Origin of the sequence: Octadecabacter algicola, from assembly GCF_021532625.1 — a bacterium.
GTDB classification, from domain to species: domain Bacteria; phylum Pseudomonadota; class Alphaproteobacteria; order Rhodobacterales; family Rhodobacteraceae; genus Octadecabacter; species Octadecabacter algicola.
The window spans coordinates 597,481-614,218 of record NZ_JAKGAR010000002.1 but is presented as its reverse complement, the minus strand read 5'-3'; the positions used below and the strand labels follow the sequence as shown (position 1 = coordinate 614,218).

Below are 16,738 nucleotides of genomic sequence, written 5' to 3'. Positions count from 1 at the left end.
CAAAATGACGCCTATGCCGTGGCGTTTTCAGCGCGACTTGGGTGCGGATTGCGCAAATAGCTGAGCAATCAGGGTGTCGGCAGCCTGCGCAGGTCCAATTTTACCATTAGAAACATCTTCTTCCAATGTCGAAAGTTGCTGTTTCACGCTGGCATCGGATGTCAGGCGAGACAGAAGCCCCGCGCGGACTTCTTCTTGGAACCAGAACCGTGCTTGCTGCGTGCGGCGTGCGTCCCAAACGCCATTGTCTTTGCGCCATTTAGCAAGCGTTTGCATTTCCTCCCAAGCAGCCGTGATTCCGTTCTCTTCAAGGGCGGAAACAGCTACAGCCTTGGGGAAATCATCGGGATCTTGCGGGCGTTTACGCATAAGCCGCAAGGCACCGGCATAGTCAGCACAAGTGCGCGTCGCTTGTGATTTCAAATCGCCATCGGCCTTATTCACAAGGATCATATCGCAGGTTTCCATAATCCCCCGTTTGACGCCCTGCAGTTCATCCCCGCCAGCGGGCGCAAGCAAGAGCAAGAAAATATCAGACATTTCCGCCACTGCCGTTTCAGACTGCCCAACCCCAACCGTCTCAATCAGCACCACATCAAATTTCGCCGCTTCGCATAGGGCGATCGCTTCACGGGTGCGCCGCGCAACGCCGCCCAATTGCGACTGGCTCGGGGATGGCCGGATAAAGGCATTCGGATCGCGCGACAGCAAATCCATGCGGGTCTTATCCCCCAAGATCGATCCGCCAGATCGGGTTGAGCTTGGGTCCACAGCCAGAACGGCGACGCGTAGCCCCTGCCCTGTCAGCATTCGGCCAAAGGATTCGATAAATGTGGACTTACCAACACCCGGCGTGCCGGACAGCCCGATGCGCAGGGCTTGGGTTTTAGTCCCCAACTCCGAAAGCAATTCAGCGGCAACATCCCGATCTTGCGAACGGGTGCTCTCGACCAAAGTGATGGCACGGGCCAGCGCACGGCGATCTCCAGCGCGGATTTTCTGGGCGGTTTCGGCAATATCCATAGTCGCTTTATGCGCAGACTGTTGGCTCTCGTCCAGACAGGGCGGTTGTGTTTGGGGTTATTTGGCCAGATGAAGGGCGGATGAGTGATGCTTTGCCCATTGATGACGTCATTGACGACCTGCTCGCGGCGTTGCGGGGGCGTGGATGCGTCGTACTGCAAGCGCCGCCCGGTGCCGGTAAGACCAGCCGTGTGCCTTTGGCCATTCGGCGTGACATCACGGGCAAGATCGTGATGCTGGAACCGCGCCGACTGGCAGCCCGTGCCGCCGCCGAAAGACTGGCCCAGCAATTGGGCGAACCGATAGGTCAGACCGTCGGTTACCGGATGCGCGGCGATAGCATCGCAGGCACCAAGATCGAAGTCGTCACTGAAGGCATCCTAACCCGCATGATCCAAAGCGACCCCGAGTTGACGGGCATCGGGGCGGTGATCTTTGACGAATTCCACGAAAGATCACTGAATGCCGATCTTGGCCTGGCGCTCACCCTTGAAATCCGCGAAGCGTTGCGACCTGATCTGGCGCTTATTGTCATGTCTGCCACACTAGATGCTGGCCCCGTGGCGGAACTGATCAACGCAGACGTCGTCACGTCTCAAGGGCGTGCGTTTCCGGTAGACGTAAAATGGTTGGACAGACCACTACGCAAAGAAGTGCGGTATGAAACCGCCGTGGCGGATTTGGTCACAGAGGCGGTCGGTGAAACAGGCGGTGGTGTGTTGGTTTTCCTCCCTGGAGAAGGTGAAATTCGCCGTGTGCAGGGTTTGCTAGATGGCCGATTACCAGCAGATTGTACCGTACGCCCCCTGTTCGGGGCCTTGCCGTTCAAAGATCAACGCGCGGCGATTGCACCTGTGTCGTCTGGCCGCAAAGTGGTCTTATCCACCTCGATCGCAGAAACGTCGTTAACGATCGAAGACATACGAGTCGTTGTCGATGGGGGCCGCGCACGACGAGCACGATTTGATGCCGGTTCGGGCATGTCCAGATTGGTGACAGAACGCGTCACTCGCGCCGAAGCGACCCAACGCGCGGGTCGTGCAGGCCGTGTCGCAGAAGGGGTCGCTTATAAACTGTGGTCCAAAGGTGAAGATGGCGCCCTGATCGGGTTTGCCCCAGCCGAGATCGAGGCGGCCGATCTAACAGGGCTAGCGCTTGAACTGGCCGTGTGGGGCAGCGAAACCCTCCCCTTCTTGACGCCCCCGCCCGAAGGCACACTTCGAGAGGCACAAGAGTTGCTAGGCGCACTCGGCGCGCTGAAAGACGGCCGCATCACAAAGCACGGACGCGCCCTCGCAAAACTACCCGTGCATCCGCGCTTGGGCCATATGGTGGTGACGGGCGGAAAATCTGCCGCCCCCCTCGCTGCATTGCTGTCGGAACGGGACATCCTAAAGGGCGCACCCGCTGATTTATCTTGGCGGGTCAAAGCGCTAAACGGCGAACGCACCCCCTACACGTTACACCAAGGCGCCCTCGCACGGGTACGCCAAGAGGCAAAGCGCCTTGCCAAATCGGTGCCACAGCTCCCCACTGAACCACCCGAAATCTACGCGGCCTTCGCCTACCCTGACCGCGTCGCCCAGCGCCGCAAGGGCGAGGCTCCAAGGTTTGTCCTATCAAGCGGCAAAGGGGCCGTAATGGATGCAGCCGATCCCTTGGCAGGGCAGCCCTATCTTGTGGTGACAGACACAGACGGAAACCCGCGCGAGGCCAAAATTCGTGCCGCCCTTCCGATTTCGGAAAGCGATGTGCGCCGCGTAGCAGCCGACAGGATCGAGACCATAAACACTTGCCATTGGTCCAAACGCGACGGCCGTGTTCAGGCGCGGACCCAAGACCGTATAGGCTCGGTTATCCTGTCCGACATCCGCTGGAACGATGCCCCTGATGAGGCCATCGCCACCGCAATGCTGGCCGGCATCCGAGAGGTTGGCCTAAAGTTCAACGCCGCTGCTGAACGCTTCCGCGCCCGCGTCGCACTCGTGCGTGCCGTGCAACCGGAACTGCCGGACCTAAACGACGAAACCCTACTGAACACCCTTGAAGACTGGCTTCTCCCGCACCTCACTAAAGTACAAACAACTGCGCAATGGAAAGCCTTTGACGCCCTGCCCGCTCTGCGTGCGATCCTGACTTGGGATCAAATGCAAGCCGTTGACGCCCAAGCCCCGGCACAATTCACCACCCCTTTGGGCCGTCAGACTCCGATTGACTACAGCAGCGAAGCCCCTGAAATCACGCTGCGTTTACAGGAAATGTTTGGCACCATACGTCATCCGGTGGTCGCAGGTCGCCCCCTGCGCGTCACCTTCCTGTCCCCGGGTCAAAAACCAATCCAAACCACCATGGATGTGCCGGGTTTCTGGGCCTCGAGCTACGCAGACGTCCGTAAAGACATGCGCGGTCGCTACCCGCGCCACCCGTGGCCTGAAGACCCAACACAGGAAGATCCAACACTTCGCGCAAAGCCCAGATCGAAACCACGTAAATGATGTTGCGATTGCGCCCCGCAGGGGCGCCCGCCGCCCGCTGCAAGCGCTGATCGTCAGATCATCCGACCTACTTCAATCCCACCACGGCCCATGTTGACCGACACGTCCATCCAAGCGTTCAAACCCGTGACGCCCAAAGAAATCACGTTGCGCTTGAACCAAATCCGTCGTCCCGCGCTTAGTGCGCATTGTGTCAAAGAACGTCAGTGCAGATGTCAGTGCTGGCACCGCGTGGCCTGCCGTTAAGGCCGCTGACACGACCCGCCGCAAGCTTGGCGCTGCAGCCTTCAAAAGTGATACGAACCTTGGCGCAAAGATCAATTCCCCTTCAGGCAGGCCACTTCGGAACGCGGCTGCGATGTCGTCAAGCATGGCAGAACGAATGATACATCCCGCCCGCCAAACTTCAGCCACCCTCGCGTGATCGACCGACCAATCAAATTCCTGACTGGCCGCATCCAGAATGGAAAACCCCTGCGCGTAAGACATGATCCGACCACACAATAGAGCAACTTCCAGATCTTCTTCGGAAACTCCAAACGCTTCGTTCTGAGCACCAAAGAGTTCAGCACCCACGCTGCGCTTGTGCACCTGTGTTGACCAAGCGCGTGCTGCAACAGCCGCTTCGATGACATTGGCAGACCGCCCCAATTGGATCGCTTCAATCGCCGTCCAGCGGCCCGTTCCTTTTTGACCGGCGGAATCGAGGATGACATCCACAGCAGGCTTGCCCGTTTCAGAATCCTTTGCTTGCAGCACTTTGCCAGAAATCTCGACCAGATAGCTTTTCAGGCGGCCCTCATTCCAGCGCTCAAAGACTTGACCGATCTCATCGGGGGACTGGCCGCATCCATACCGCATCAGGCCATAGACCTCCGCGATAAGCTGCATATCTGCGTATTCGATGCCGTTGTGTACGGTCTTGACGAAATGCCCTGCCCCGTCTGGACCAAGGTGGTCGGCACAAGGCGCGCCTTGAAACTTGGCCGCGATCGCTTCGATCACGGGCCGGATCGCACCCCAAGCGGCAGGTGTTCCCCCAACCATCATGGATGGGCCATGACGCGCACCATTCTCGCCGCCGGAAACGCCCATACCGATATAAGTCAGGCCCGCTTTTTCGGCCGCCAAAGTACGACGTCGGGTCTCGCGGTAATCGGAATTTCCGGCATCGATGATCGTGTCCCCCTGCGCCAACAGCGGCGTTAGGGTTGCGATGGTGTCATCCACGGGCGCACCTGCAGGGATCATCATGATAATGGCACGGGGCACGGGCATCGCGGCGACCATCTCAACAAGGGTGTCGCTTGCGATTAAGGTACCGCTTAGGTCTTCGGCGGCGGCCTCAACCACAAAATCCTGTGTCATCTCGATCTCTCGGTTCGAAACGTGCAGCGTAAAGCCTTTCTCGAGGATGTTCAGCGACAGCGCGCTGCCCATCGTCCCAAGGCCAAACAGGCCTAGTGTTGCGGTGTCCGACATGATGGGTCCTTCCCCAGAAATGGCTACTTGCTAGAACGGACGGACGCATGCCGCCATGTGACACCAAACACTACTTATTGAGACAGAAACGCATAATTGCCTTTTGCGCGTGTAAACGGTTCTCAGCCTCGTCCCAGATCACCGAATTGGGACCATCCATAACTTCGGACGTAGCTTCGTCGTCGCGGTGAGCAGGCAAGCAGTGCATGAACAGCGCATCAGATTTGGCTTGCCCCATCAGGTCTGCATTCACCTGATAGCCACGCAGCTGGTTGTGACGGCGTTCGCGGGCAGATTGTGGATCGTGCATGGAAACCCAAGTGTCTGTGACCACAAGGTCAGCACCTTGCACCGCTTCGTTGGGGTCACGCACTGTCGTGTATAACCCGTCCAGCGCGGCCTCTGGCTGCAGCGTTTCTGGGCCCGTAAACACGAGATCAAAGTCGAATTGTTTTGCAGCGTGGGCAAAGCTGGCAAAGACGTTGTTGCCGTCACCTGACCAGACGACTTTCTTGCCTTTGATAGGGCCGTTGTGTTCTTCGAACGTCATGATGTCCGCCATGATCTGGCAGGGGTGCGTGCGGTCCGTCAGACCATTGATCACAGGCACAGACGCATATTCTGCCATTTCCAGAAGAGTTTGTTCTTCGAATGTGCGGATCATGATCAGGTCAACGTAACGCGATAAGACACGTGCCGTATCCGCGATGGTCTCGCCGTGGCCCAACTGCATGTCAGAGCCGGACAGAACCATGGTTTCGCCACCCATTTGGCGCACACCGACATCAAACGAAATGCGCGTCCGCGTCGATGGTTTTTCAAAGATCAACGCAACCATATGCCCCGCGAGCGGCTGGTCAGCGTCTGGCGTGCCCTTGGGCTGGCCTTGGCGGGCAGATTTCATTGCGGTGGCATTGTCGATTATGCCGCGTAGATCGTCGGCGTCTGTTTTGTGAATATCAAGAAAGTGGGTCATAGGTTTCGCTTTTGATTGGTGCAGATGGGGGCTGGCCCCGTCTTGCGTAAACCCCTGAAGTCTTTGTGAAACAAAGGCTGGGGCAAAAAGGGTTTGAAAAGATTTCGTTAAATTGCCGAGGCGACCTCTGTGGCGGCTCGTTCAAGGCGGGCGACGGCATCATCAATTTCAGCGTCCGTCAGATTGAGCGGCGGCAAAAGGCGGATCGCATTGTCTGCCGCTGGTACGGTAAGCAGTTCTTGGCCGTAGGCAGCGGTAACAACGTCCATGTTGGTCGCATGGCACTTGATGCCAAGCATTAGGCCAGCGCCTCGCACCTGTTCAAACACTGTCGGATGGCCTGCAACCAGCCCTTCAAGTTTTTGGCGCAGCAAACCGGCCTTGCGGTTTACCTCAGTAAGGAAGGCGGGGTCGGAAACGATCTCCATCACTTTACATCCAACGGCACAGGCCAACGGGTTACCGCCATAAGTCGACCCATGTGTGCCTGCAGTCATGCCTGAGCTTGCGTCCTCAGTCGCAAGAACCGCACCAAGAGGAAAGCCACCGCCAATACCTTTGGCGACCATCATGATATCTGGCGTCACCCCTGCCCATTCATGGGCAAACAGTTTGCCAGTGCGACCAACGCCACATTGAACTTCGTCCAAGATCATCAGGATACCGTGTTCATCGCACAGATCGCGCAGCCCCTTAAGGCAAGCATCCGGAAGCGGGATGATGCCACCTTCGCCCAAGATCGGTTCAACCAAAATCGCACCCACCGTAGGCGATTTTGCAGCCTCAGTCAGGGCGTCATGGTCCCCGAACGGCAAGTGGATGAAATCCGGCAAAAGCGGACCGAACCCCTTGGTCATCTTTTCGGACCCAGCAGCGGCGATCCCCGCAGCGGAGCGGCCATGAAACGAACCATCAAAAGTGATGATGTCGGTGCGGTCCGGTACGCCTTTGTCAAAGTGGTATTTCCGCGCCATTTTCACAGCCAACTCACAGGCTTCCGTCCCAGAATTGGTAAAGAAAACGGTATCGGCAAACGTATGTTCAACCAACATATCCGCCAACTTTTGCTGGGGTTCGATGTGATAAAGATTGGACGTGTGCCAAAGCTTGCCCGCTTGATCCGTCAATGCCGCGACCAGTTCAGGGTTTGCATGGCCCAGCGAATTCACAGCAATACCAGCGCCGAAATCCAGAAAACGTCGGCCATCTGCCTCAACCAGCCAAGTGCCTTCACCACTGACAAAGGTCAGCGGGGCGCGGTTATAGGTCGGAAGGACAGAATTGATCATGGGATCACCCTTTTCAAAATGAAGGCCCTTAGGTGCGTGAGCGCGGGCCAAAAGTCAACGATGTGAGGAATGTAGAAGGAATTTAGACAACAGAGGTCGCGAAACGGATCAATAGATCAGCGTCGGCGTCGGTTTTCTGTCTGTGTCAAATTCATCTTCATGGGGCCGTTTTAGGGGAAAAGGCGCAAGCTTGGCAAGAGCGGATACCAGCCAAATTGGTTTAACCGTCAGCCCGCAAACAGGCACGAATCCATTTCGCTGCTGATCGATAGTGCGATGGCCCAGCGGCCTCTGCCCAGCGCCCGGTTGTCCACGCATTATTGCCGCCCTTCATTGGGGCGCCATAAAGATCATCGCAGGGAAGAGAATTGATAAATTGGACAAGTTTGGTGTGGTTTGCGTCCAACTGATCGCAAGCTTGCGCCCAAGTCATGCCGCTTTGAACTTCACGTAGTGCCGCATTGTAGGCTTTGAGTTGGTTCCATTTGTACCCTTTGGCCGGGATTTGAACGTCGACGCCCGCTTGTCCCTCCCGATACCACCTCAGAAACAACGCAATCCAATGAGCGCGGTGACCAACGATGTCCTTAATAGACGTATCATCCCCGCGCTTGCGCATCGCCTGATCTGGCGTAACCTTGGCCATGACGGCGCGCAGCTTGGCATAGTCCTTTTCGGTTACTTCGATGAGGTCGGCTTTGTTCGTTGCGGCAGGCATTTGGAACTCCTTCAACTTCCGGTATCACGCCCCCAAGACTCGTGCCTTGATCCAAGACAAGAGCCGTGACATTGCAAGATATGTCTCACAAAGAAGCACCCCTTACCGCCGTTCTGTTGATGGTCACTGCGACCCTATTCATTGCAGGAACGACTTTGGCCGCCAAGGCTTTGGGCACGGACACGTTGGGGCCAAAACTTCATCCGCTTCAGGTCACGCAAGGGAGGTTCATTTTTGCCTTTCTGGGACTGCTTGTTGTCGCCGCCGTCATGCGGCCAAAAATCTCAAACCCGAATTTGAAACTGCACGGCGCGCGAACGTTTTGCGGTGCGATCGGTGTGACGTTGATGTTTTCAGCGGTGGCATTTATCCCGCTGGCAGACGCGACCGCGATTAGTTTTCTAAACCCCGTCTTTGGGATGATCTTTGCCATTCCGTTCTTGGGCGAAAAGGTAGGACCATGGCGATGGCTGGCCGCTGGATTGGCCTTCCTTGGCGCGGTAATCTTGTTGCGGCCGGGGCCTGAAACATTTCAGATTGCGGCCCTGCTGGCACTTGGCGCGGCGGTGATGTTGGGGCTGGAACTTATCTTTATCAAAAAACTGGCCAATCGGGAACCGCCGATGCAAATTCTGCTGATCAACAACCTGATTGGCTGCATCCTAATTTCCATCGCGGCGGTTGCGGTTTGGGCCCAGCCCACGTTGGCACAGTGGGGCGCACTGGCGGCGCTGGGATTGATGATGGCCGCCGCACAAACCTGTTTCGTCAACGCGATGGCGCGGGCGGATGCGTCGTTTGTGACCCCGTTCAGCTATCTGACCCTGATCTTTGCCGCCCTTTATGACTGGGCCATCTTCAGCGCGGTTCCCGACCGGGTTAGCATCTTGGGTGCGGTTATCATTGTCTCTGGTGCCGCGCTTTTGGCTTGGCGCGAGACTGTGAACCGCAATCGGTTGCGGCGCGTGCCCCATTCAGGTGGCGGGCGAATATAGGTGTCAAAAAGTTGCCATGAAGAACAGATTCAATCTGGGGATGGCAGAAGACTATGAACATCAGCTAAGCGGACGCCGACCCGTCATGTGGTTGGTCTTAATGGGCGTGTTGGGCTTTATCGGTGTTGCGTGGGGCGAACCTGCGCCGATCTTTTTTTGGGTCATTTTGGCCGCAACCCTCGGGTTGGTGCTGTGGTCGCTGATCGCAAACCCGATCTCAGGTCTGCGGATTTCGGGAGACCGTTTGATCATTGCCCCACAGCAGCAAAACAACGAAATCTCACTCGCCAACGTTGATTATCTGAAAATTGACAATCGCAGCGACAGCACGGAATTTGTTCTGTACCTCAAGGACGGGGGTGGTCTCGCCGTGCACGAGAACAACTTCCCCTCGATCAAAGAAACCACACGCGTGTTCGAAGAACGCGGCATCAAGGTGGCGCGCCTTTAGGCCTTTAGTCGATACCCGATCTTCAGCCAATACCAGACCAACCCCAGTACTCCTGCCGCGCAGAGGGACACAACTCCCAAGCCCAACCAAGGGCTGCTGTCACTGACGCCGAGTGTACCAAAACGCACCCCGTCGATGATGTAAAAGAACGGGTTCCAGTGGGACAGAGTTTGCAAGACCGGTGGCAATGCCTCAATCGAGTAGAACGTGCCGGACAGGAACGCGAGCGGCGTAATGATAAAGTTCGTCATCGCCGAGAGCTGGTCAAATTTATTCGCAAACACTCCGGCGATCATTCCCAAACCGCCCATAAAAACAGACCCAAGCAGAACAAATGTCAGCGCCCAAACGGGATGGTGAATGGGCATGCCGATCAGCCAAACTGCCCCAATGGCAATTACAGCGGCAACAATCATCCCACGGGCCACGGCCCCGCCGATATAACCTATTAGCAGTTCAAGCGCAGAAAGCGGCGGCATCAGGGTATCAACAATATTGCCACCAACCTTGGCTGAAGCCAGAGAACTTGATGTATTGGCAAACGCGTTCTGGATCACTGTCATCGTCAAAATGCCCGGAGCAAGGAACTGCATGAACGGCACCCCCATCACGTCACCTCGGTTCGGGCCAATCGCAATCGTAAAGATCAACAAAAACAGGCCTGCGTTCACCAATGGGCCCATGATGGTCTGGCTCCAGACGTTCATAAACCGCAGGATTTCACGGCGGATCAGGGTATACGTCCCCAGCCAATTCACCGCGCCAAAACGGCGAACGCCCATATCTGTCTTGTTGCTGTGCATCGCAGTGATTCCTTTTTATCGGTGCAGTGGTTGTATCCCCCGCGTGGGTGCTTAGAATAGGGGATTGAATGAATTCTCAACCCCATACACCAAATGGGGTCTGACCCTTAGCCAGATAAGTGGAACAAATATGTCTTGGACCGACGAACGCGTCGAAGTGTTGAAGAAGATGTGGGGCGAAGGTCAATCCGCCAGCCAGATCGCCAAAGAGCTTGGCGGCGTAACCCGCAACGCCGTTATCGGCAAAGTGCATCGCTTGGGGCTCAGCAATCGTGCGGGCTCTGGCGGCGGTAGCAAAGCTGCTGCACCAAAGGCAGATGCGAAACCAAAGGCACCCGCAAAGCCTAAGGCGCCGCCTAAAAAGGCCGTGGCCAAAAAGGTCGAAGAGGAAGTGCAAGAACCACGCACTGAATCCGCATCCCCGCCGCCTCAACCGAAAGTGCCACACGCACGCCGCCAGATCATTCCAGCTGGCCAGCCGTTGCCACCGCAACCATCGGCCAATGAAATCAGCCCAGAGGCTTTGGCGAAGGTCAACGAAGTTGAGAAAACCGCCAAGAAAATCAGCTTGATGGAACTGACCGAAAAAACTTGTAAATGGCCTGTTGGCGACCCTGCGACAGACCAGTTCTGGTTCTGTGGTTTGGAAGTCAAACCAGGAAAACCATATTGCGAAGCACACGTTGGCGTGGCGTTCCAGCCAATGTCATCACGCCGCGATCGCCGCCGGTAATCCGGTTACAACGACTTAGACAAAGGGCTAGAAACGCATGATCTTAAAAGCGTTTCTAGCCCTTTATCGTTTGGCGTGGGTTCTTCTAACGCCGTTGGTGCTGATTTACCTTTGGCGCCGTGGCCGCCGCGACCCGGTCTACAAAGCGCATATTCGCGAACGCTTTGGCAGTTATGCCGCCCTTCCGCAAAATCCGATCTGGATACACGCCGTTAGCCTTGGCGAAACACGATCCGCCGTGCCTTTGGCCCGCGATCTGTTGGCCGCAGGTGAGACGATTGTTTTCACCCATTTCACCCCCGCAGGGCGCAAAGAAGCACATCGCGCCTTCGAAGCTGAAATCGCCGAAGGCCGCGTCGCGAGCGTTTGGGTCCCTTTGGATATGTTCTGGACATTCAGTCGGTTCTTTCGCGCTTGCCGCCCCAAGATGGGATTAAGCATGGAGATCGAAATCTGGCCGGCCATGGTCTTTGCCGCCAAGAAAAACGGTGTGCCGTTTTATATGTGCAATGCTCAGTACCCCAGCAAATCGCTGACCCGTGATTCTGGCGGCCTACGATTGCGTCAAAAAATTATGACAGGATTTGCGGGCGCCTTCGTGAAATCACAATTACAGGCGGATCGATTTGCCAGTGTTGGCGTGCCAAACATCCATATCACCGGTGAATTACGCTTTGATCAACCTATCGCCCCAGCGCTTCTGGCGGCAGCAGCGGCAGCGAAGCCCCACCTAATGGGCCGCCAAGTGGTAACCCTAGCCAGCGCGGTCGAGGGCGAGGACGACATTTACATCCAATTGATCAAAGACGTGTTAGCCCATGATCCGAGCACTTTGTTCATCTATGTTCCTCGCGCACCTGAACGTTTTGATGACGTGGCAAAGATGCTAATCTCGGCAGGTCTGCCCCCTGCGCGTCGCTCTGAGATGTTTAGTGATGCTCTCGACATGGCAATCCCAGGTCACGATTGGATCGACGAGGTTCAGGTGCTCCTCGGGGACAGTTTAGGCGAAATGTATTTCTACCTTTCACTCGCGGATCGTGTGATCGTCGGTGGCGGGTTTCATAGCCACGGGGCACATAACATTATTGAACCCTTGGCCTTGGCAAAGCCCGTTGTCACGGGCCCGACCACATATACAATCGAGTACCCCTTCGTTGAGGCCGAGGCCGCAGGTGTCGCTCAATCGGTTGAAGACGGCAATCAGATGGCCGAACTCCTGTCCGGCCCGACGTGGACCACAGAGGCAGACATCGAAGCATTCATCGCGGCCCATTCTGGCGCAAGTGCGCGCACCTGTGCCGCGATCAAATCGGAACTCGCCCACGCTTAGTGAGCAGGCTTGATAAACGTACCATTGCGAAGGTCACGGATCGCCGTTTGCAGTTCTTCCTTAGTGTTCATCACGATTGGGCCATGCCACGCGACAGGTTCTTCTATCGGGGCACCTGAAATCAACAGGAAACGTACGCCCCGTTCACCGGCCTGCACCGTAACCTCGTCGCCTTTGCCAAAGCGTATCAAAGTGCGATCACCGGACATGTCGCGAATGTTAACCTCTTCGCCCATAACCTCTTTCTCAAGCAACACACCTGTCGGGGCACTGGCATCGGCAAAAGCGGCCTGACCGTCAAACACATAGGCAAAGGCACGGCGATACGTGTCGATCTTGAAGGTCTTCTTAACACCAGCAGGCATCGACACATCAAGGTATTGCGGATCGGCAGCGATCCCATCCACAGGGCCACGTTTGCCCCAGAATTCACCCGTTATAACGCGCACTACAGTGCCATCATCATCCGTGATCTCGGGAATTTCCTTGGCTTCGACATCTTGATAGCGCGGGTCTGTCATCTTTTGTGCGGCGGGCAAATTCCCCCACAACTGGAACCCGTGCATCTGACCTTGTGCGTTTCCGGCGGGCATCTCTTGGTGCATGATGCCCGATCCTGCGGTCATCCATTGCACATCCCCAGCACCAAGCGTGCCGCGATTGCCAAGGCTATCGCCATGTTCAACCGTCCCGTTCAGCACATAGGTAATGGTTTCGATGCCGCGATGCGGATGCCATGGAAACCCCTTTTCGAAATGCGCGGGGGTATCGTTTCGAAAGTCATCAAACAATAGGAACGGGTCAAGCTCGGTCGGGTCTTGGAACCCGAACGCGCGGTGCAGGTGAACGCCTGCTCCCTCCATGGTGGCTTGCGCCTTGCGTGTTTCTAGAACAGGTCGGATCGACATGGTGGTCTCCTGTGAAAAAGGTGTCTCCAACCTAAGGTGATGCAAGGATGCAAGCAATCTTCGCCACATCACCCTTTATGTGCGGAAACGCACAGCACTTGCAGGGGCGCGCGTGCACGCCTAAACCGCCCCTATGCGCACGTTTGAAACCGCCACAAAGACTGACTGGATCGTTGATCGCGCCTTGCGGGGCATTATCGGGTCTGCCCTTGCCTTGCCCTACGCAACCCGCGTGCGCTGGTTTGGTGCCGTCATCGAAAAGGTCATTGCGCCTTTAGCAGGCTATCGCAAACGGGCCGAGGACCAACTAGCGTTCATCTGGCCTGACATGCCAAAGGCCGAACGCCGCACCATGGCCAAGGCCGTGTGCAACAACTTCGGCCGCACGATGATCGAAAATTATTCCGGCGCGGACTTTGCCAAACAGATTGAAACCGCCAAGGTCAGCGGCGAAGGGCTGGCGGCACTGGCGCGGGCCAAAGAAGAAGGCCGCCCCGTTTTGTTTGTTACCGGACATTTCGGAAACCACGAGGCGCCCCGTCAGGCTTTGGTGCAGCGCGGATACACGATCGGCGGATTATACCGACCAATCGCCAACCCCTATTTCAACGCCCACTACGAGAAGAACATGCTGGACATGTCGGGCGCCGTATTCCCGCAAGGCCGCAAAGGCACAGTTGGCTTTGTGCGGATGCTGCGAGACGGCGGTATGGGCACATTGTTGTTTGACGTGCGCGCAACGCTCCACCCGAAAATCCCATTCATGGGGCAGCCGGCCCACACGGCCACGTCGGTGGCCGATATTGCGTTAAAATTGAACGCATTGGTCATCCCCTATTTCGGCATTCGACAATCAGACGGGCTGTCGTTTGAAGTTGCCATAGAAGCACCTATTGCCCTTACGGATGCGGACCAAATGATGGCTGAAATCACGGCCCGCCTTGAGGCCCGTATCAATGAAAACCCGGAACAATGGTTTTGGGTCCATCGCCGCTGGGGTTAAGCGCTGGGGTGATCGCAAACGACCGGGTTTAAGCCCTTCAATCCAATCCGACTTGGTGAACGAAGTTCTTCTAACCATTTCTTGCGGCGAAAAAGGCCTTATAGTCCTCGATCCAACGTTCCTCGCACCACGCCTTTTCTCCATTTTTGATAATTTGGGATAGCTCACTTTCTTCCGTAATTGAGTTCACCCAAGGCAAGACCCTTTTCTCGACCAATTTTCTCAACTTATTAAGGTCATTTTTCAATGCGGCAGGGGACTTGTCCATGTAATTTAGCTCGCTAGCTGACCACCGGCCGGAATTTTCAGGATGATATTTCAGCCGAGGCGCCAACCACCCACTGAAGTCTTCAAAAGTTAGTTTTCTTGGAAAATCGTCGACGATTAGGTTCGCGTGGTTGGGATCATCGCTGCTAACTGGTCTCAAAAAACAGTGCCTAAAGCAGATTACTGTTCGAGCGACACCTGGGTGCGGCCACTTTCCTTGAATGCGTTTTATCCAAAGATCACGCGTACCATTCTGATATCGCAGTGACTTGGTCTTTCTAACAGGAACAAACCCTGCTCCAGTCAACGGATGCGCGAACACATCGTCGAACAAACCATTGAACTCTGTATGATCCAACTGAAGGCTGCTCCGCACTTTGTATCGGATTTATCTTAGCAGACATACACCGACGAGCAACGAATGATAGCAAAGCCCGCACAACCGACATCTAGCGTTTCCACGAAGTGCGTGGCACAAGGGCGGTAACAAAATGGAGACCTCCCATGAAAATCGCCAACCGTGAAATCGGCCCTGAACATCCGCCGCTTGTGATTGCTGAAATCGGCATTAACCATGGTGGAGATTTGAACGTCGCCAAAGAAATGGCCCGACTGGCCGCACTTTCGGGTTGTGAAATGGTCAAGCACCAGACGCATATCGTCGAAGATGAAATGACCGACGAGGCCAAGCAAATCTTTCCGCCAAACGCGGATGTTTCGATCTGGGACGTGATGGCGCAATGCGCCCTAAGTCGCGATGACGAAGCACAGCTAAAGACCTATGTCGAAGACTTGGGAATGATTTTCATCTCAACCCCGTTTAGCCGTGCCGCTTGTGATTTCCTCGAAACCCTTGACGTGCCCGCCTATAAAATCGGGTCCGGCGAGGCAGACAACCTACCGCTCATCCGCCACATCGCGGCAAAGGGTAAACCGGTGATCATGTCCACAGGCATGCAGACAATCGAAACGGTCCGCGCGTCGGTGAAAATCCTTGAAGATGCGGGCGTGGAATATGCTTTGTTGGAGTGCACCAACCTCTACCCCTCGCCGCCTGAGATCGTATCCTTGCAGGGCGTGACCGACCTGAAAGAAGCATTCCCCAACGCCGTCGTGGGTTTTTCGGACCACTCTATCGGGCCGGAAATGGCACTGGCATCGGTGGCGCTTGGCGCGTGCATTCTTGAACGTCATTATACTGACACGCGCTACCGCAAGGGACCCGATATCATTTGTTCAATGGACCCGTCCGAGCTGCGTCACTTGATAGATCGCTCTGCTGAAATTCACACTGCCCTGCACAACCCTAAACAGCGCACCGCCGCCGAAGAAGACGTTTACCGTTTCGCGCGCGCCTCCGTTGTTGCGGACGCCGATCTTCCATCAGGTCACACCATCACTGAAGCAGATATCTGGGCCCGCCGGCCGGGGTCCGGCGCTATTGCGGGTTACGATTTCGACAAGGTTCTCGGCAAAACCTTGAAGGTCGCGGTCACTAAAAACCAGCAACTGACGTGGGAAGATTTTGAGTGAGCCTACCCGAACGCAAAGGTCACGGCCCGTTTGGCCTGCTCACACGCATTCATGACTGGCAGTCCCAAACCACAGCGTTCCGCGGCCGCCCCGGCTCGGGAATGAAAACCGACCTTATGCGAGGCGACCTTCCGGTCATATTCCTGCATTCCCCGAAAACCGCGGGAATTTCGTTATCTCGCCTGCTTGGCGTTGAGCGGTTGTCACACAGTTGGGCGCGCAACAGGCTGAGCGAACGGCACTGGCTGCAAAGCTATTCGGTGACCATCGTGCGCCACCCGTTTGAACGGTTCCTGTCGGGCTACTACGATCATATTCTGAAACCAAACCGAAATGGTCTCGTCAAAATGTACGGCTGGGATATCAAAAACATCACGGCTCACGACTATCTTGATGTGCTGGCGGCGAACCCAAAGTACGGGGGATCGCAGTTATTTTGGACGGACTATCCGTCGAAGGTTAAACCGCGCGCTGACCTCGTTCTACGGTTTGAAAAAATCAAAAACTGGAAAGACGTCCTACTGACAGCAGGCATCGACGTCAGCAGTCGGGACCTTTCGCACAGAAACAAGAGTGAACGCGGAACATCTAATCATCTGGAACGGTTAGGACTGTCGGCGGACGGTTTTAAACAGCTGGAACGGGACGTTCAGGCGTTTTTTGCAGCAGACTACAAAGCCTTCGGTTATGAATGAGCGAGCCGACCGCCCGAAACCGTAGGCTTAGCCT

General features: G+C 55.9%; 15 protein-coding genes. 8 read left to right on the top strand and 7 right to left on the bottom strand.

Annotated elements, in window-relative coordinates:
- Positions 1-27 precede the first annotated feature (27 nt).
- A complete protein-coding gene (gene meaB, locus L0666_RS09805; RefSeq protein ID WP_235261132.1) occupies positions 28-1,023 on the bottom strand; it encodes a methylmalonyl Co-A mutase-associated GTPase MeaB in 996 nt (331 codons plus the stop codon).
- A gap of 80 nt (positions 1,024-1,103) precedes the next feature.
- Here meaB and hrpB point away from each other — a divergent pair, with 80 nt between their 5' ends.
- On the top strand, positions 1,104-3,518 hold the full coding sequence (hrpB, locus tag L0666_RS09800) for an ATP-dependent helicase HrpB (protein ID WP_235261131.1): 2,415 nt from the start codon (positions 1,104-1,106) through the stop codon (positions 3,516-3,518).
- 72 nt (positions 3,519-3,590) lie between these two features.
- On the opposite strand, the gene gndA is transcribed toward hrpB, so the two are convergent.
- The 4 genes from gndA to L0666_RS09780 all read right to left on the bottom strand — a co-directional run bounded on the left by gndA (position 3,591) and on the right by L0666_RS09780 (position 7,983).
- Positions 3,591-5,000, bottom strand: coding sequence for an NADP-dependent phosphogluconate dehydrogenase (gene gndA, locus L0666_RS09795; protein ID WP_235261130.1), 1,410 nt, complete (start codon positions 4,998-5,000; stop codon positions 3,591-3,593).
- Between the two features lie 70 nt (positions 5,001-5,070).
- Entirely contained in the window at positions 5,071-5,976 is a 906-nt protein-coding gene (gene argF, locus L0666_RS09790; RefSeq protein ID WP_235261129.1) for an ornithine carbamoyltransferase, read from the bottom strand.
- A gap of 107 nt (positions 5,977-6,083) precedes the next feature.
- The gene (locus L0666_RS09785; RefSeq protein WP_235261128.1) at positions 6,084-7,265 is read right to left on the bottom strand and encodes an aspartate aminotransferase family protein; all 1,182 of its coding nucleotides are present in this window, start codon (positions 7,263-7,265) and stop codon (positions 6,084-6,086) included.
- A gap of 220 nt (positions 7,266-7,485) precedes the next feature.
- Positions 7,486-7,983, bottom strand: a complete 498-nt coding sequence (locus tag L0666_RS09780; protein WP_235261127.1) for a ClbS/DfsB family four-helix bundle protein — start codon at positions 7,981-7,983, stop codon at positions 7,486-7,488.
- An 80-nt stretch (positions 7,984-8,063) separates the two neighbouring features.
- Between L0666_RS09780 and L0666_RS09775 the strand changes: the two genes are divergently transcribed.
- Together L0666_RS09775 and L0666_RS09770 are read left to right on the top strand one after the other, a co-directional pair.
- Entirely contained in the window at positions 8,064-8,978 is a 915-nt protein-coding gene (locus L0666_RS09775; RefSeq protein ID WP_235261126.1) for a DMT family transporter, read from the top strand.
- 16 nt (positions 8,979-8,994) lie between these two features.
- A complete protein-coding gene (locus tag L0666_RS09770) occupies positions 8,995-9,429 on the top strand; it encodes a hypothetical protein (RefSeq protein WP_235261125.1) in 435 nt (144 codons plus the stop codon).
- Here the strand turns inward: L0666_RS09770 and L0666_RS09765 are convergent.
- A complete protein-coding gene (locus tag L0666_RS09765) occupies positions 9,426-10,232 on the bottom strand; it encodes an ABC transporter permease (RefSeq protein WP_235261124.1) in 807 nt (268 codons plus the stop codon). The genes L0666_RS09770 and L0666_RS09765 overlap by 4 nt on opposite strands.
- Positions 10,233-10,362: 130 nt before the next feature.
- Between L0666_RS09765 and L0666_RS09760 the strand changes: the two genes are divergently transcribed.
- Together L0666_RS09760 and L0666_RS09755 are read left to right on the top strand one after the other, a co-directional pair.
- Entirely contained in the window at positions 10,363-10,965 is a 603-nt protein-coding gene (locus L0666_RS09760; RefSeq protein ID WP_235261123.1) for a GcrA family cell cycle regulator, read from the top strand.
- A 37-nt stretch (positions 10,966-11,002) separates the two neighbouring features.
- Positions 11,003-12,298, top strand: coding sequence for a 3-deoxy-D-manno-octulosonic acid transferase (locus tag L0666_RS09755; protein ID WP_235261122.1), 1,296 nt, complete (start codon positions 11,003-11,005; stop codon positions 12,296-12,298).
- Here the strand turns inward: L0666_RS09755 and L0666_RS09750 are convergent.
- Positions 12,295-13,206 (bottom strand): pirin family protein, encoded by a 912-nt coding sequence (locus L0666_RS09750; protein ID WP_235261121.1) that lies wholly within the window; start codon positions 13,204-13,206, stop codon positions 12,295-12,297. The genes L0666_RS09755 and L0666_RS09750 overlap by 4 nt on opposite strands.
- A gap of 133 nt (positions 13,207-13,339) precedes the next feature.
- Here L0666_RS09750 and L0666_RS09745 point away from each other — a divergent pair, with 133 nt between their 5' ends.
- The 3 genes from L0666_RS09745 to L0666_RS09735 all read left to right on the top strand — a co-directional run bounded on the left by L0666_RS09745 (position 13,340) and on the right by L0666_RS09735 (position 16,704).
- Complete coding sequence (locus L0666_RS09745; protein ID WP_235261120.1) at positions 13,340-14,209, top strand: lysophospholipid acyltransferase family protein; 870 nt, start codon at positions 13,340-13,342, stop codon at positions 14,207-14,209.
- Positions 14,210-14,980: 771 nt separating this feature from the next.
- Positions 14,981-16,009 carry an N-acetylneuraminate synthase family protein gene (locus L0666_RS09740; RefSeq protein ID WP_235261119.1) on the top strand — a complete coding sequence of 343 codons (1,029 nt, stop codon included), beginning with the start codon at positions 14,981-14,983 and terminating at the stop codon, positions 16,007-16,009.
- Entirely contained in the window at positions 16,006-16,704 is a 699-nt protein-coding gene (locus L0666_RS09735; RefSeq protein WP_235261118.1) for a sulfotransferase family 2 domain-containing protein, read from the top strand. Before L0666_RS09740 ends, L0666_RS09735 begins: the two co-directional genes overlap by 4 nt.
- Positions 16,705-16,738 lie beyond the last annotated feature (34 nt).

Coding starts and splice junctions, on each gene's coding strand:
- meaB (WP_235261132.1), bottom strand. CDS start 1,023: ATGGATATTGCCGAAACCGCCCAGAAAATCCGCGCTGGAGATCGCCGT.
- hrpB (WP_235261131.1), top strand. CDS start 1,104: ATGAGTGATGCTTTGCCCATTGATGACGTCATTGACGACCTGCTCGCG.
- gndA (WP_235261130.1), bottom strand. CDS start 5,000: ATGTCGGACACCGCAACACTAGGCCTGTTTGGCCTTGGGACGATGGGC.
- argF (WP_235261129.1), bottom strand. CDS start 5,976: ATGACCCACTTTCTTGATATTCACAAAACAGACGCCGACGATCTACGC.
- L0666_RS09785 (WP_235261128.1), bottom strand. CDS start 7,265: ATGATCAATTCTGTCCTTCCGACCTATAACCGCGCCCCGCTGACCTTT.
- L0666_RS09780 (WP_235261127.1), bottom strand. CDS start 7,983: ATGCCTGCCGCAACGAACAAAGCCGACCTCATCGAAGTAACCGAAAAG.
- L0666_RS09775 (WP_235261126.1), top strand. CDS start 8,064: ATGTCTCACAAAGAAGCACCCCTTACCGCCGTTCTGTTGATGGTCACT.
- L0666_RS09770 (WP_235261125.1), top strand. CDS start 8,995: ATGAAGAACAGATTCAATCTGGGGATGGCAGAAGACTATGAACATCAG.
- L0666_RS09765 (WP_235261124.1), bottom strand. CDS start 10,232: ATGCACAGCAACAAGACAGATATGGGCGTTCGCCGTTTTGGCGCGGTG.
- L0666_RS09760 (WP_235261123.1), top strand. CDS start 10,363: ATGTCTTGGACCGACGAACGCGTCGAAGTGTTGAAGAAGATGTGGGGC.
- L0666_RS09755 (WP_235261122.1), top strand. CDS start 11,003: ATGATCTTAAAAGCGTTTCTAGCCCTTTATCGTTTGGCGTGGGTTCTT.
- L0666_RS09750 (WP_235261121.1), bottom strand. CDS start 13,206: ATGTCGATCCGACCTGTTCTAGAAACACGCAAGGCGCAAGCCACCATG.
- L0666_RS09745 (WP_235261120.1), top strand. CDS start 13,340: ATGCGCACGTTTGAAACCGCCACAAAGACTGACTGGATCGTTGATCGC.
- L0666_RS09740 (WP_235261119.1), top strand. CDS start 14,981: ATGAAAATCGCCAACCGTGAAATCGGCCCTGAACATCCGCCGCTTGTG.